The following is a 13334-nucleotide window of genomic DNA, read 5'->3' as shown; positions in this document are numbered from 1 at the left end:
ACTATATTTCTTGTTTTCAAGGCTTCCAAACCATGTTATACCAGGTCTCACCTGCATAGGTAGATTGGGATAGTCCTTCATTGACAAAACCATGTTTCTCATAATATGAGATAAGATAATCATGACAAGTCAGGTTAATGCCTTCTCGTTCATGTTCTAAAGCGACTTCTTTCAGAGCCCTTAACAGTCTTTTTCCCACGCCCAAAGCTTGTGCCTCCTTAGCTATGGAGAGACAAGTCACAGAGATATAGCCTCCAGGTCGATGGCTATAGTCTTTTATTTCTTCTGTAAAGGACTGATCTTGTAGATGGCGATATGGGACGACTGGACCTTCAATATACCCAAGGATACGTCCCTCCCTTTCAGCTACAAGAAAACTGGTCTGAATTTCACGTAAGTGCGCCTCAAAGACCGATCGAGGAATGGCTTCTTCAAAGGAGAAATTCTCCAGCTCTATCGCTAAAATCCGATCTAAATCCGAAAATCTTGCTTGTCTGATTTTCATATTTCCTCCTGATAAAAAGGGTTAGCCCAAATCAGATCCCATCCCGAAGATCTTGCGTACAAAGCCTCTGGCACTCCTTCCTCAACAAAGCCATTCATCTCAAAGTAAGAGAGGAGGTCATCAGGGCAAGTCAGGCGAAGGCACTTGACTCCTCCTTCTACAGCCACTTGTTTCAAGCTGGCAAGGAGAAGAGTTCCCAAACCTTGCCCAAGACGGTCTGGATGAATGGCTAGATGCTTGATTTCAAGGCTCGCGCTTGTTTGAGTGTGAGTTCCTGACAATTCAGCCCCAAGAATATAGCCCACAAGCTGGTTTTCATCTCTAGCTACAAGAAAGGTACCCGCAGTCTTGCGGATACTCTCTTCTAAGGATTGTCGACTCACTGCCTCTTCTGCTGAAAAATTGGCTTCTTCAATCGCCAACATTTCATCTAGATCTGATAAGGTTGCTTGCCTTATAGTGATTGGGATTTCCATTTGGTTTTCCTTATTGGACGTTGCTTGTCAAGTTTGACAAGAGACGTTCAAATGAGTACTCATAGGTTTGGATATCTCCTGCTCCCATAAAGACGTAAACAGCATTGTCATGGTCAAGGAGTGGAGATACATTTTCGACTGTGATGACTTGGTTTTTCTTCGTGATCTTGCTTGCTAGGTCTTCTACCTTAACGTCACCATGGTCCACCTCACGGGCTGATCCATAGATTTGAGCTAGGTAAACGGCATCTGCCTGATTCAAGGCTTGTGCAAAATCATCTAACAAGGCAATGGTTCTAGTAAAGGTATGGGGTTGGAAGATTGCCACGATTTCCTTGCTTGGGTATTTCTGACGAGCAGCATCCAAGGTCGCAATAATTTCTGTTGGATGGTGGGCAAAGTCATCGATGATTACCGTATCATTAACGATTTTCTCAGTGAAACGACGCTTAACACCGGCAAATGTTTTCAAGTGTTCACGCACTAAGTTCAAATCAAATCCTGCTGTGTAAAGCAATCCAATAACAGCTGTTGCATTCATGATATTGTGACGACCAAAGGTTGGAATGTGGAATTGACCCAGATCTTGTCCACGGAAATGAACAGTGAAGGTCGAACCAGTTGTTGAACGAAGAAGATCGCTAGCTACAAAGTCATTTCCCTCAGCTTCAAAACCATAATAGTAGATCGGTGCATTTGCCGTAATCTTACGCAACTCAGCATCCTCACCATAGACAAACAAACCTTTAGTGATTTGTTTAGCATAGTCGTTAAAGGCATTGAAAACATCCTCTAGACTAGTAAAGTAGTCTGGATGGTCAAAGTCAATGTTGGTGATAATAGAATATTCTGGGTGGTAAGGCATAAAATGGCGCTCGTATTCGTCTGATTCGAAGACAAAATATTTAGCATTTTCAGAACCACGACCTGTCCCGTCACCAATCAAAAAGCTCGTATCTGTGATGTGAGACAAGACGTGTGACAACATACCAGTCGTTGAAGTTTTCCCATGTGCTCCTGCCACTCCCATGCTGACAAAGTCACGCATAAAGCTCCCTAGAAATTCATGGTAACGTTTGTAGCTGAGGCCATTTTGATCAGCGTAGGCAACTTCAACATTATTATCTGGACGAAAGGCATTTCCAGCGATAATCTCTAGATCGCCTTGCAGATTCTTTTCATCAAACGGAAGAATGGTAATTCCTGCCTGCTCTAAACCACGTTGTGTAAAGTAGTACTTTTCAACGTCTGATCCTTGAACCTTATGCCCCATTTGGTGTAACATCAAGGCCAAGGCACTCATCCCTGATCCCTTGATTCCAATAAAATGATATGTTTTTGACATGCTTTTCTCCCTTATTCAGTGATTCTTGTCAGATTCAACTCTTGGGCAACCTGACGTTCCTGTTCTGTTTGCTTATTCTTTTTATTATAGATTTGACTCTTCTTTAGAAAATCATAGTTGTTCTTTTTATTTTTTCCCGTTTGGGTTTTCGGAGTTGGAGTCGCCACTTGGTCAACCTCTTCAGCTAGAATATAGTGAGACTGGATCAAGTTTTTGCTAAACTTGGCAAACTCACCTGGATTTTCCTTTTGGAATGGTGCTGTTGGTTGGTTTCCTTGACGAACAAGTGTTGAACCATTGTGTCGTCTGGTATGACTAACATCCTGAGTCAAATACTTGGCTGAACGTTTCTTTTTCAGATCCGCACGCGCCTCTTCTCGAGCCAATTCAGCATACGTTTTTTCAACTTTTTTAGGTTCTGGGCTCGGCTTTGACTCCTTTTTAACCACTGGAGAAACTACGGTTTCTTCCTCATTGATAGGAGACCATTCCAAATAGTTCTTATCGCGGTAATCACCTTTGATATTGCTAATAAAGTCTGACTCATCGTACAAGTCCATGACTGGCATTTCGGTCAGCATGATCTCATCATCTGACACCAATGGAAATCGATCTTGTTTCATTTTGTATTTCCTTTCAACACTTCATTATAGCGTATTGTCTTGATTTTTCAAGTGCTGGCTTCAGAAATTCCCAAAATTTCACGAATTTCTGCTAGACTGAGGCTCGCACGCGACTCCGTACCATCTAAAACTTGGGAAACCAAATGTTTTTTCTGCTCTTGAAGTTCTTGAATTTTTTCTTCAATAGTACCCTTGGTAATCAAACGATAAACCTCTACCTTCTGCTCCTGTCCCATACGATGGGCACGTCCGATAGCCTGGGCTTCGACAGCGGGATTCCACCAGAGGTCAACCAAAATAACCGTATCAGCTCCCGTTAGGTTGAGACCAACACCACCCGCCTTAAGGGAGATGAGAAAGGCATCTCTCTCCCCTTGGTTAAAGGCCTTGGTCATCTCCTGTCTGTCATGAGCAGGAGTTGAACCTGTGATTTTGAAGGAGGTCAAGCCCAAGTCCGGGAGTTCTTTCTCGATTTTTTCCAACATTCCTTTGAACTGGGAGAAAATCAAGACCCGATGCCCACCATCAGCCACTTGTAGCAATAAATCTCGAAGGCTATCCAATTTACCACTAGCTCCTTGGTAATCGTCCATGAAGAGGGCTGGCGTATCGCAGATCTGGCGCAAACGCATGAGACCAGATAAGATTTCTACCCGACTTCTCTGGAATTCTTGATCTGTCACTTGCGCTAGGCGGTCTCGCATCTGTTGCAACTGGGCTAGATAGATAGCCTTCTGTTGGTCTTCCAGTTCATTTTTATAGACGACTTCGATCAGATCAGGCAGTTCTGTAAGAACTTCTTCTTTCTTACGCCTCATGACGAAGGGTTTGATAAACTGCGCGACTCGGTCAGCCGGTAATTTCATAAACTCCTTTTTACTTGGCAAGAGCCCCGGTAGCACAATTTGAAAGATAGACCACAACTCTCCTAAATGATTTTCGATGGGCGTACCTGACAAAGCAAAGACTGCTGGCACCACAAACTGGCGCAAACTCTGGGCAATCTTGGTTTTAGCATTTTTCATGACCTGGGCTTCATCTAAGAAGAGAAAATCAAAAGCCATCTCTTGATAAAGCTCGCTGTCTTGACGAAAGGTGGCATAGCTAGTCACATAGATTTGGTGATTTTCAGAAAGAATCGCTTCTCGATTCGCTTTTAAACCATGAACAACAGCCACATCCAACTGTGGGGCAAATTTCCTGAATTCATCTGCCCAGTTGTAGATCAAACCTGACGGAGCTAAAATCAAGACCCGACTATCTTCTGTCACCTGACTAGTCAAAAAAGCGATAGTTTGCAGTGTTTTGCCCAACCCCATATCATCTGCCAGAATGCCACCAAAACCATAGTGATGAAGCATCTGGAGCCAACGAACACCCTTTTCCTGGTAGTCTCTTAAATTCGCCTGAACCCGTATATCTCCCAAAGGAAAGTCCTCTGGATGGGTCAAATCATGAGCTAAATGCTGGAATTCTTCCGAGAAGGAAATCCTGTCTCGACCTTCGAAAAGCTGAGAAAGGCTATAAGCCAGAGATTTTCGCGCTTGAAAAGAACCATCTTTTAGCTCAACCCCCAGTTCCTGCAAATTTTGACGAATCTGCTTGGTTTCCTCATCAAAAAAGTACACTTGGTCAGAAGAACTGATATAGAAATCCTGATTGCTGGTCAGGGCTTTAAGAGCTTGATCAATCTCTTCTTGGGCGATCCCTTGGAAATCAAATTGGATTTCCAACAGTCCTCCCTTGGACTCAATCTGAACCTGAGGAGCTTGGACACTGTAGAGCTGATTCATCTCATCAGACAAGAAAACCTGACCCAACTTCTCAAAAGCTGGAATCGTATGGTGAAAGAAAGAATAAACCGTTTCTGGCTTCAAAGCCTGTCTCCAAGACTGAAAATCAGCCTCAAACCCAGCCCCTAAACAGACTTGAAATAGCTGGTTTTCCAAGACGGCATCGCTTGAAAATGGTAATTGTTCCAACTGTTGACGACTAGTCACCTTAACATCTCCATAGTCAAACTGGATATCCAAGCGGATGCGGTCGTCATCCTCCCTATCAAAGTAAAAGATGGGTGAAAAGGATTGTATTTGCAAACGTTCGGGGGCAGACACTGTTCCTAGCAATCCAAACAAAGGCAGACAGGCGGCTAGGCGATCACGATCACTGTTGTCAAACTGGAGGCATTTCCCCCCTCTTTCCTCCTGAGGAAGCTCCTTGATTTCCTTTAGTAAGCTGATTTGTTTAGGATTTAAGAGATAAAAATTCCCCTTACGAAAGAGAACTGCTCCCCCATAGAATACGTTGACTCGCTCATTTTCAGAGATCTCCATCTCAAAATAATCTGGATACTCCTGCACGGAAAAAGAGAACAGTTCTGCATCAGGATCTAAATCATGAAAGAGAAGATTTTCATAACAAATAATCTGGTGTTCAAAATGAAAATCTTTCAAGTTCATCAGCAACTCCACACCCTGCTCAAAAAAGGTCAGAGGAAAAAAGAGGTGACGACCTTGATTTGGGAAAAAGAGTTCCTGACTGAGCCCCTCCTCAATCAAGCCCCGTAAAAAAGTAAGAACTTCTTGACTAGCTATATCAAAAGCATCCCAAGACAAGTCATTCTCGTAGTGTTTCCCAATCATATATGGCTTTCGGTGGACTAAGACCTTCAAAAAGAGTGGAATATCACGGATGACGTAATATTTTTGACTCTCAAGCAAACCGATTCGGAGAGTCCAAAGGAGGCGATTGGTTCCAGCTTCCACCTGGCCTTGAGCCGACAAAGTGTAGATTTTCTCTCTCTTCTGAGGTTGGATACGCTCCAAAAAACTACCACCAAAACTAACCTTGGTTTCGACCTCTTCTTGCTCTTCATGTCCTTTTTCTAAAGCTTGTAAAATCACCTGGCCTTCTTCATCATTTTTCAGATAATGCTCGAGCGCTGCGAGGTGAACACAGTAACCTCTTTTTTGGAAAAAATCACAAGCACAAAAAACAAGATCATCCTCTAAACTGTAGCGCAAGTCTTCTCCCGCAACACGAGTATAGAGGCGATTCCCTTTTTCCTTGATAATCTCAATATTGCCTGTTTCATAGAGTGTAACCCCCTCCATGCGCAACTTTCCCGGAATCAATTTAGCCATAGTTACCCCTTTATCTTATCTTTTCATTATACCACATTTTCCCCTACGAAAATAGCCTTCTAGGAAGACTTTTCTCCTAGAAGGCTGGATTTTTAAAGAGTAGCAAAAGTGGTCACGATGCGTTGGCAAACCTCTTCCAGTACTGACTTCGGCATGGCTACATTGAGGCGGGCATGTAGCTTTCCTTCCTCTCCAAAGTCCAAACCTCGGTTCAAGATAACCTTGGCTTCATTCTTCAAAAGCTCTTGCAAGCGGTCATCCGTTAGGTCATAGGCTGAAAAATCAAGCCAAATCAAGTAGGTACCTTGCGGTTTCATGACCTTAATCTTGGTTTCTTTGCTCAAAACATCCACTACATAGTTAATGTGGTCCTCGATGACTTCTTTTAACTCTCCTAACCAGTCCTTGCCATAACGGTAGGCAGCTTCTGTCGCCAAATAACCCAAGCCTGAAATTTCATGCTGGTTATTGGCCAACTGGCGTTTTTGGAAAGCCACACGAAGCTTTGGATTTTCAATGACAGCATAGGAATTTTTCGTTCCAGCAATATTAAAGGTTTTAGTGGCACTACTCAAAATAAGGGCAAAGTCTTTAAAGTCTGGATCAATGGTATTAAAAGACTGGTGTTTGTGACCAAAGAGAGCCAAATCTTGGTGAATCTCATCTGAAACCAACAAAACACCATGTTTTTGGCAGAGATGGCCAATCTTTTCTAACACTTCCTTTTCCCAAACACGTCCACCAGGATTGTGGGGATTGCAAAGGATATAAAGCTTCACATCCTCTTCTACCAATTCCTTCTCCAGCTGGTCAAAGTCAATCTCAAACAGCCCATCCTTTTCCACCAAAGAATTGGTAATCAATCTGCGATTGTTCAGTTTGATACTGCGGGCAAAAGGTGGATAGACCGGTGTGTTAATCAGAACAGCCTCTCCTTCTTTTGTAAAGGCTTGAATGGCTGTTGAAATAGCTGGTACTACACCCTCGATAAAGACGAGGGCATCCTTATCAAAGCGATACCCGTGTTGACTGGCTTCCCAGTCCTGAACCGATTCAATCAAAGCGTCGCTTGCATAAGTATAACCATAGACCAACTGATCCGCATAGGTTTGTACGGCTTGTCGAATCTCAGGTAAGACTACAAAGTCCATATCCGCTATCCAGGCTGGTAGAATTTCTCGTTCAGCTTCCGCCTCTTTCCATTTATAGGTATGATGTCCAAAACGATTGGGCAGGCTTGTAAAATCATATTTTCCCATCTTTGTCTTATCCTTCCAAGGCTTGGCGCAAATCCGCAATCAAATCTCTAACATCCTCAATACCAATAGACAAACGCAAAAGATCATCTGTCAATCCATAAGAATGGCGCACTTCTGCTGGAATATCCGCATGGGTCTGCGTCGTTGGATAGGTGATCAGACTCTCTACCCCACCCAAACTTTCTGCAAAAGAGAAGACCTTTAAGCTGTTTAAAATATGAGGAATACGTTTCTCATCCACTACTTTAAAGGAAATCATACCCCCACGTCCTGTATAGAGCACTTCCTTGACTGCTGGAGAATTCTTCAAAAAGGCAACCACTTCTTGAGCATTCGCTGTAGAACGTTCCATACGCAGAGACAAGGTCTTAAGACCACGAATCAACTGATAACTATCAAATGGAGACAAGACAGCACCTGTCGTATTGAGATTGTAGAACAGTTGTTCATATAGTTCTAAACTATTAGTCACAACTACCCCAGCCAAAACATCATTGTGCCCTGATAGGTATTTGGTAGCCGAATGAAGAACAATATCTGCACCATCTTCGATTGGTCGTTGGTAAATCGGACTATAGAAGGTATTGTCTACGACTACTTTGGCACCCTTAGCGTGAGCTATTTGGGCTAGTTTTGCAATATCAAATTCTAACATCAAAGGATTGGTTGGCGTTTCGATGTAGAGAACATCCACATGATTTTCCAGCTCAGCAATCAACTCTGCTTCAGTATTAGCATAGGTAAAATGGAAACGGCCTTCTTGCTCCACTTGGTTGAACCAACGGAAAGAACCACCATAAAGGTCACGCACTGCCAAGACTTTACTTCCCACTGGAAAAACACTAAAAGCCAGTACAATCGCAGCCATACCTGAGCTCGTCGCTAGGGCATAGTCTGCTGATTCAATTGCAGCCAAGACTTCCTCCGCCTTACTGCGAGTTGGGTTTTTAGTACGCGTATAGTCAAAACCAGTAGACTGACCGAATTCTGGATGCTGATAAGTTGTTGAAAAATGAAGCGGCGTTACCAAGGCACCTGTCGCCTTATCTGACTTAATTCCCGCCTGGGCCAAAATTGTGTTGATGTGTCGTTCTTTACTCATACAATACCTCCAAATCTATAGTAACTATTGTATCATTTATTTTCACCAACTCATTTTCTTCTTTTCAAGAGCTAGTTATAGTTTCAAACTATATAAAAGCGATAGTTCCTTGAGAAACTATCGCTTTTCCTGTTGAATAGACCGGTTATTTAACGTGTTTTACCAAGTCTTCTTGGGCTTTCTTATTTGATTCTTCTTTTTCTTTCAGCCATTTTTCTTTAGCTTTTTCATACTCATCAGCCGTTACAGTCTTATCTTGCAACTTGAGATACTTGTATGATTCCACACCCTTATTTCCTGCTTGTGAGAATGGTGCTGAGAATGGAACTGTCTTTCTCAAGCTAGGTGTTCCACCAAGGGAAACGTTTGGAATTGCAAGGGCGCTATCAACGAGCCAAGCTTGAATTTCTGCATATTTTTCATAACGTTTCGCTGGATCTTGCTCCTTGTTCGCTTCTTCTAACATTTGAGTGTAAGTATCCAGTCCAACTGCCTTAGCCTTGTCATTGACCTCACCTGGTTCTAGACCAATGTTTTGCAACATACCACCGTTATTGACATTTAAGATATCAAGATAACTTGATGGATCCAAGTAGTCCGCACTCCAACCGCCATTATAGATATCAAAGTCTTTTTGAGCTGCAGTTTGAGCGAGGTAGCTAGAGTTGTCAAAGTCATCTGTTGATAATTGTTGGATATCGATAACTACATTCTCAGCTCCTAGAACAGATTCGATGGATTGTTTCAAAGAACTTGCTTCAAGTACACCTTTTTTAGCTGATTGGTCTACAGATACATCCAAGTGGATTGGGAATTGCACACCCTTAGCTTCCAATTCTTTCTTAGCTTCTGCAAATTTAGCTTTAGCCTTGTCAGGATTGTAGTATGGATCTTGTGCGTCCGCAAAGTTGATTCCTTGCCATTCTTGGCCATAGTTGACCATCTTTTCTGAAACAACATCGCCAAAGTCTTTTCCGTTGATACTTACAAACGTAGGAGGTACAACCAAGTTACGAATAATCTTTGTTGCTCCGTCCTCCCCTTGAGATTGTGCTCCATAGGCTGTACGGTTATAAGCATAGTTGAAGGCTTGACGGAAGTTTTTATTCAGAACTGCTTCTTGGGTTGATTTCTTTTCGATATCTGAAGATTTAGACGTGAAGTTATAAGACTTTCTGTCCAAGTTGAAGTTCAAGTAATAAGAAGTTGCGTTTTGCATACTATAGATGATGTTATCCTTGTTCTTCTCTTTAATGCCTTCAAAGCTTGAGCTATTTGGGTAGAGACGCGCATAGCTGTATACTCCTTCTACAAAGTTACGTGCTAGTGCATCTTGGTCACTACCATCATAATAGGCCAATTTCACATCATCCACAAAGACATTTTTTTCATCCCAGTAGTTGGGATTTTTCTTGAATTCGATAACAGATTTTGAAACAAACGATTTCATCAAGAAAGGTCCATTGTACAAAATACTAGAAGGGTCTACCTTACCAAAGTCATCCCCTTTTGATTTTAAGAAATCTGCATTGACAGGGAAGAGAATGGTTGAAGTTGTTTTAGAATTCCAATAAGATTCTGGACGTGTCAAAGTGTACTGAACCGTTTGGTCGTCAATCGCCTTAACACCGACAGTTGAAAAGTCAGTTGTTTTCCCGTTGATATAGTCATCCAAACCTGCTACCGAGTCTTGAACCAGGTACAAGGCTTCGGATTTTTTATCAGCAGCATATTTCAAACCTGTCACAAAGTCTTGGGCCGTTACAGGAGCGTATTCTTCACCCTCATAAGTATACCATTTTGCATCCTTACGCAATTTGTAAGTATAGGTCAAACCGTCCTGAGAAACAGTCCAATCCTCTGCCAATGATGGAACATAGTTACCGTATTGGTCATTTTCCATCAACCCATCCACCAAATTGGTCACGATGTCATTGGTTGTTGCACGGTTTTCTGCAAGATAGTTCAAACTAGATGGATCGCTCGAATAAACATAGTTATATGTTTTAGTAGCGCTACTTGAATTTCCACATGCGCTCAGTAAGATACCTGCGCTTAACACGACACTTGCAAGTGTCAGATACTTGGCCTTAGACTTTTTCATTTCCAGAACCTCCTGTTTAAAAGTTTTGTCTTATTATACAGCTTTAGTTTTATTTAGTCAAGTAATTTCTGTCACAAAAGGTCGAAATTATATTATTTTCTCTACAAATTTTAGATTTTTATCTATTTCGTTAGAGATATGCAATGCGTAATGTAATATTTTTACCTCTTATTCTTAAGTGCTTTAAAAACTGCCTTATAATTCGGATATTCTCTTTGGCGGTGATTAATAACCAGTAAGACATAATTAAGTTCTTTAGAGCGTTTAGAAATGGAAGTTCATCAAAAATAAAATTGACGAGGCATCCCCCTTTTCAGACGCTATTTCAAACTTTTCTTAAATCTAAATCCTATATCAATAATATCTTTGAATCCCTTGGTTCCAATACCAAGTTGGAATCAATCAGTAAGAACATAAGATGTCTAGTATTTGATTTTCAAAACTTCAAAAATTTTAGAATGACGATTCTCGTCACTTTGAATGTTAAAAAAGAGAGAAAAGCAATCTGATTCTCTCTTATGCTTAATTAGATGTCACTCTCCACAGTTGACAAAGAACCAAAAACCCCAGATAGCCTTGAGCCATCCGGGGTTCTTGTTTTCATCGCTAAAATGATATCAGCAATTTCATTTTAATCGATTTCTGGGACTTAGTCTTCTAAATCCATCTCAGAAGCTGCTGATTTCTTCTTCTTGCCAAGAAGAGAGGCAGTTGCCAAGACAGCTACTCCTAATCCAAGACCAGCAAATTGGTTACTTGCAGTTCCTGTATTTGGAAGTTTTCTACCGTTTGAGCGTCCTGGTGCAGCAGGTTGTTGTGCAGGAGCTTGTGAGTGGTTCAAAGCGCTTGAGATTGAAGCACTGTCAGACAAGCTAGCTGAGGTGCTTACGCTGTCGCTCAAGCTTGTGCTTGTTGAAACTGATTCACTTGTGCTGATTGAAGCTGATTGGCTAGCTGATACAGATGCTGAAGCTGATTGGCTAGCTGAGTCATTGCTTGTGCTTGTTGAACCTGAACCGCTACCTGAGTTGTTACTTGCACTGATTGAAGCTGATTGGCTTGCAGATACTGATGCGCTAGTTGATTGGCTAGCTGATACAGATGCTGAAGCTGATTGACTTGCTGAGTCATTGCTTGTGCTTGTTGAACCTGAACCGCTACCTGAGTTGTTGCTTGCACTGATTGAGGCAGAAACGCTGTCACTCAAGCTTGCGCTTGTTGAGACTGACTCACTTGCGCTGATTGATGCTGAAGTACTATCGCTCAATGATACACTTACTGATTTGCTAAGTGAAACTGAGTCACTTGCACTTACAGATTCAAGGTAGCTAGGAAGGTTAAACTCTGGCTTAGATTCGCTTGTTGGATCACCCTTACTGTAGCTGAATGAGTTAGATTGTTGTGACGCACTTGTACTCAAACTGCTTGAAACGCTATTGCTAAGTGATGTAGATGTACTTACGCTGTTACTCAAGCTTGTGCTTGCTGATTCAGATGCACTGATTGAAACAGATACGCTGTTGTTCAAGTTTGTGCTTGCTAATACTGAAGCACTGATTGATGCAGACACGCTATTGCTCAAGCTTGTACTTGCTGATTCAGATGCACTGATTGATGCAGACACGCTGTTGCTCAAGCTTGTACTTGCTGATTCAGATGCACTGATTGATGCAGACACGCTGTTGCTCAAGCTTGTGCTTGCTGATTCAGATGCACTGATTGATGCAGACACGCTGTTGCTCAAGCTTGTGCTTGCTGATTGGCTTGCACTGATTGATGCACTTACGCTGTTGCTCAAGCTTGTGCTTGCTGATTGGCTAGCACTGATTGATGCAGACACGCTGTTGCTCAAGCTTGTGCTTGCTGATACTGAAGCACTGATTGAGGCAGACACGCTGTTGCTCATGCTTGTGCTTGCTGATACTGAAGCACTGATTGAAGCAGATACACTGTTGCTCAAGCTTGTGCTTGCTGATTCAGATGCACTGATTGAGGCAGATACGCTGTTGCTCATGCTTGTGCTTGCTGATTGGCTAGCACTGATNGAGGCAGACACGCTGTTGCTCATGCTTGTGCTTGCTGATACTGAAGCACTGATTGAAGCAGACACACTGTTGCTCAAGCTTGTGCTTGCTGATTGGCTTGCACTGATTGAAGCAGACACGCTGTTGCTCAAGCTTGTGCTTGCTGATTGGCTTGCACTGATTGAAGCAGATACACTGTTGCTCATGCTTGTGCTTGCTGATTCAGATGCACTGATTGAAGCAGATACACTGTTGCTCAAGCTTGTGCTTGCTGATTCAGATGCACTGATTGAGGCAGATACGCTGTTGCTCAAGCTTGTGCTTGCTGATTGGCTAGCACTGATTGAAGCAGATACGCTGTTGCTCATGCTTGTGCTTGCTGATTGGCTAGCACTGATTGAGGCAGANACGCTGTTGCTCATGCTTGTGCTTGCTGATACTGAAGCACTGATTGAAGCAGACACNCTGTTGCTCAAGCTTGTGCTTGCTGATTNNNNTGCACTGATTGANGCAGANACGCTGTTGCTCATGCTTGTGCTTGCTGATTGGCTTGCACTGATTGAAGCAGATACACTGTTGCTCAAGCTTGTGCTTGCTGATTCAGATGCACTGATTGAAGCAGATACACTGTTGCTCAAGCTTGTGCTTGCTGATTGGCTAGCACTGATTGAGGCAGATACGCTGTTGCTCATGCTTGTGCTTGCTGATACTGAAGCACTGATTGAAGCAGACACGCTGTTGCTCAAGCTTGTG

General features: G+C 42.5%; 9 protein-coding genes. All 9 read right to left on the bottom strand.

Annotated elements, in window-relative coordinates:
• Positions 1–16 precede the first annotated feature (16 nt).
• The 9 genes from D8803_RS04765 to D8803_RS09940 all read right to left on the bottom strand — a co-directional run bounded on the left by D8803_RS04765 (position 17) and on the right by D8803_RS09940 (position 11977).
• Positions 17–505 carry a GNAT family N-acetyltransferase gene (locus tag D8803_RS04765; protein WP_131200417.1) on the bottom strand — a complete coding sequence of 163 codons (489 nt, stop codon included), beginning with the start codon at positions 503–505 and terminating at the stop codon, positions 17–19.
• Positions 502–981, bottom strand: a complete 480-nt coding sequence (locus tag D8803_RS04760; protein WP_131200416.1) for a GNAT family N-acetyltransferase — start codon at positions 979–981, stop codon at positions 502–504. Before D8803_RS04760 ends, D8803_RS04765 begins: the two co-directional genes overlap by 4 nt.
• Before the next feature lie 10 nt (positions 982–991).
• Positions 992–2326: a UDP-N-acetylmuramate--L-alanine ligase gene (gene murC / locus D8803_RS04755; RefSeq protein ID WP_131200415.1), complete on the bottom strand. Its 1335-nt coding sequence runs from the start codon at positions 2324–2326 to the stop codon at positions 992–994.
• A gap of 11 nt (positions 2327–2337) precedes the next feature.
• Complete coding sequence (locus D8803_RS04750) at positions 2338–2949, bottom strand: cystathionine gamma-synthase (RefSeq protein WP_131200414.1); 612 nt, start codon at positions 2947–2949, stop codon at positions 2338–2340.
• 47 nt (positions 2950–2996) lie between these two features.
• Complete coding sequence (locus tag D8803_RS04745) at positions 2997–6092, bottom strand: DEAD/DEAH box helicase (RefSeq protein WP_131200413.1); 3096 nt, start codon at positions 6090–6092, stop codon at positions 2997–2999.
• Positions 6093–6184: 92 nt separating this feature from the next.
• Positions 6185–7351, bottom strand: coding sequence for a MalY/PatB family protein (locus D8803_RS04740; protein ID WP_131200412.1), 1167 nt, complete (start codon positions 7349–7351; stop codon positions 6185–6187).
• A gap of 7 nt (positions 7352–7358) precedes the next feature.
• Entirely contained in the window at positions 7359–8453 is a 1095-nt protein-coding gene (locus tag D8803_RS04735; protein ID WP_131200411.1) for a cystathionine gamma-synthase, read from the bottom strand.
• A gap of 145 nt (positions 8454–8598) precedes the next feature.
• A complete protein-coding gene (locus D8803_RS04730) occupies positions 8599–10557 on the bottom strand; it encodes a peptide ABC transporter substrate-binding protein (RefSeq protein WP_131200410.1) in 1959 nt (652 codons plus the stop codon).
• Positions 10558–11206: 649 nt separating this feature from the next.
• Positions 11207–11977, bottom strand: a complete 771-nt coding sequence (locus D8803_RS09940; RefSeq protein WP_317842871.1) for an LPXTG cell wall anchor domain-containing protein — start codon at positions 11975–11977, stop codon at positions 11207–11209.
• Between the last annotated feature and the right edge of the window lie 1357 nt (positions 11978–13334).

The organism is Streptococcus oralis (genome assembly GCF_003943385.1).
Classification (GTDB): domain Bacteria; phylum Bacillota; class Bacilli; order Lactobacillales; family Streptococcaceae; genus Streptococcus; species Streptococcus oralis_CA.
Note: the sequence above shows the minus strand (reverse complement) of the source record. Positions and strands in the feature narration are given on the sequence as shown.

Coding starts and splice junctions, on each gene's coding strand:
- D8803_RS04745 (WP_131200413.1), bottom strand. CDS start 6,092: ATGGCTAAATTGATTCCGGGAAAGTTGCGCATGGAGGGGGTTACACTC.
- D8803_RS04740 (WP_131200412.1), bottom strand. CDS start 7,351: ATGGGAAAATATGATTTTACAAGCCTGCCCAATCGTTTTGGACATCAT.
- D8803_RS04750 (WP_131200414.1), bottom strand. CDS start 2,949: ATGAAACAAGATCGATTTCCATTGGTGTCAGATGATGAGATCATGCTG.
- murC (WP_131200415.1), bottom strand. CDS start 2,326: ATGTCAAAAACATATCATTTTATTGGAATCAAGGGATCAGGGATGAGT.
- D8803_RS04735 (WP_131200411.1), bottom strand. CDS start 8,453: ATGAGTAAAGAACGACACATCAACACAATTTTGGCCCAGGCGGGAATT.
- D8803_RS04765 (WP_131200417.1), bottom strand. CDS start 505: ATGAAAATCAGACAAGCAAGATTTTCGGATTTAGATCGGATTTTAGCG.
- D8803_RS04760 (WP_131200416.1), bottom strand. CDS start 981: ATGGAAATCCCAATCACTATAAGGCAAGCAACCTTATCAGATCTAGAT.
- D8803_RS04730 (WP_131200410.1), bottom strand. CDS start 10,557: ATGAAAAAGTCTAAGGCCAAGTATCTGACACTTGCAAGTGTCGTGTTA.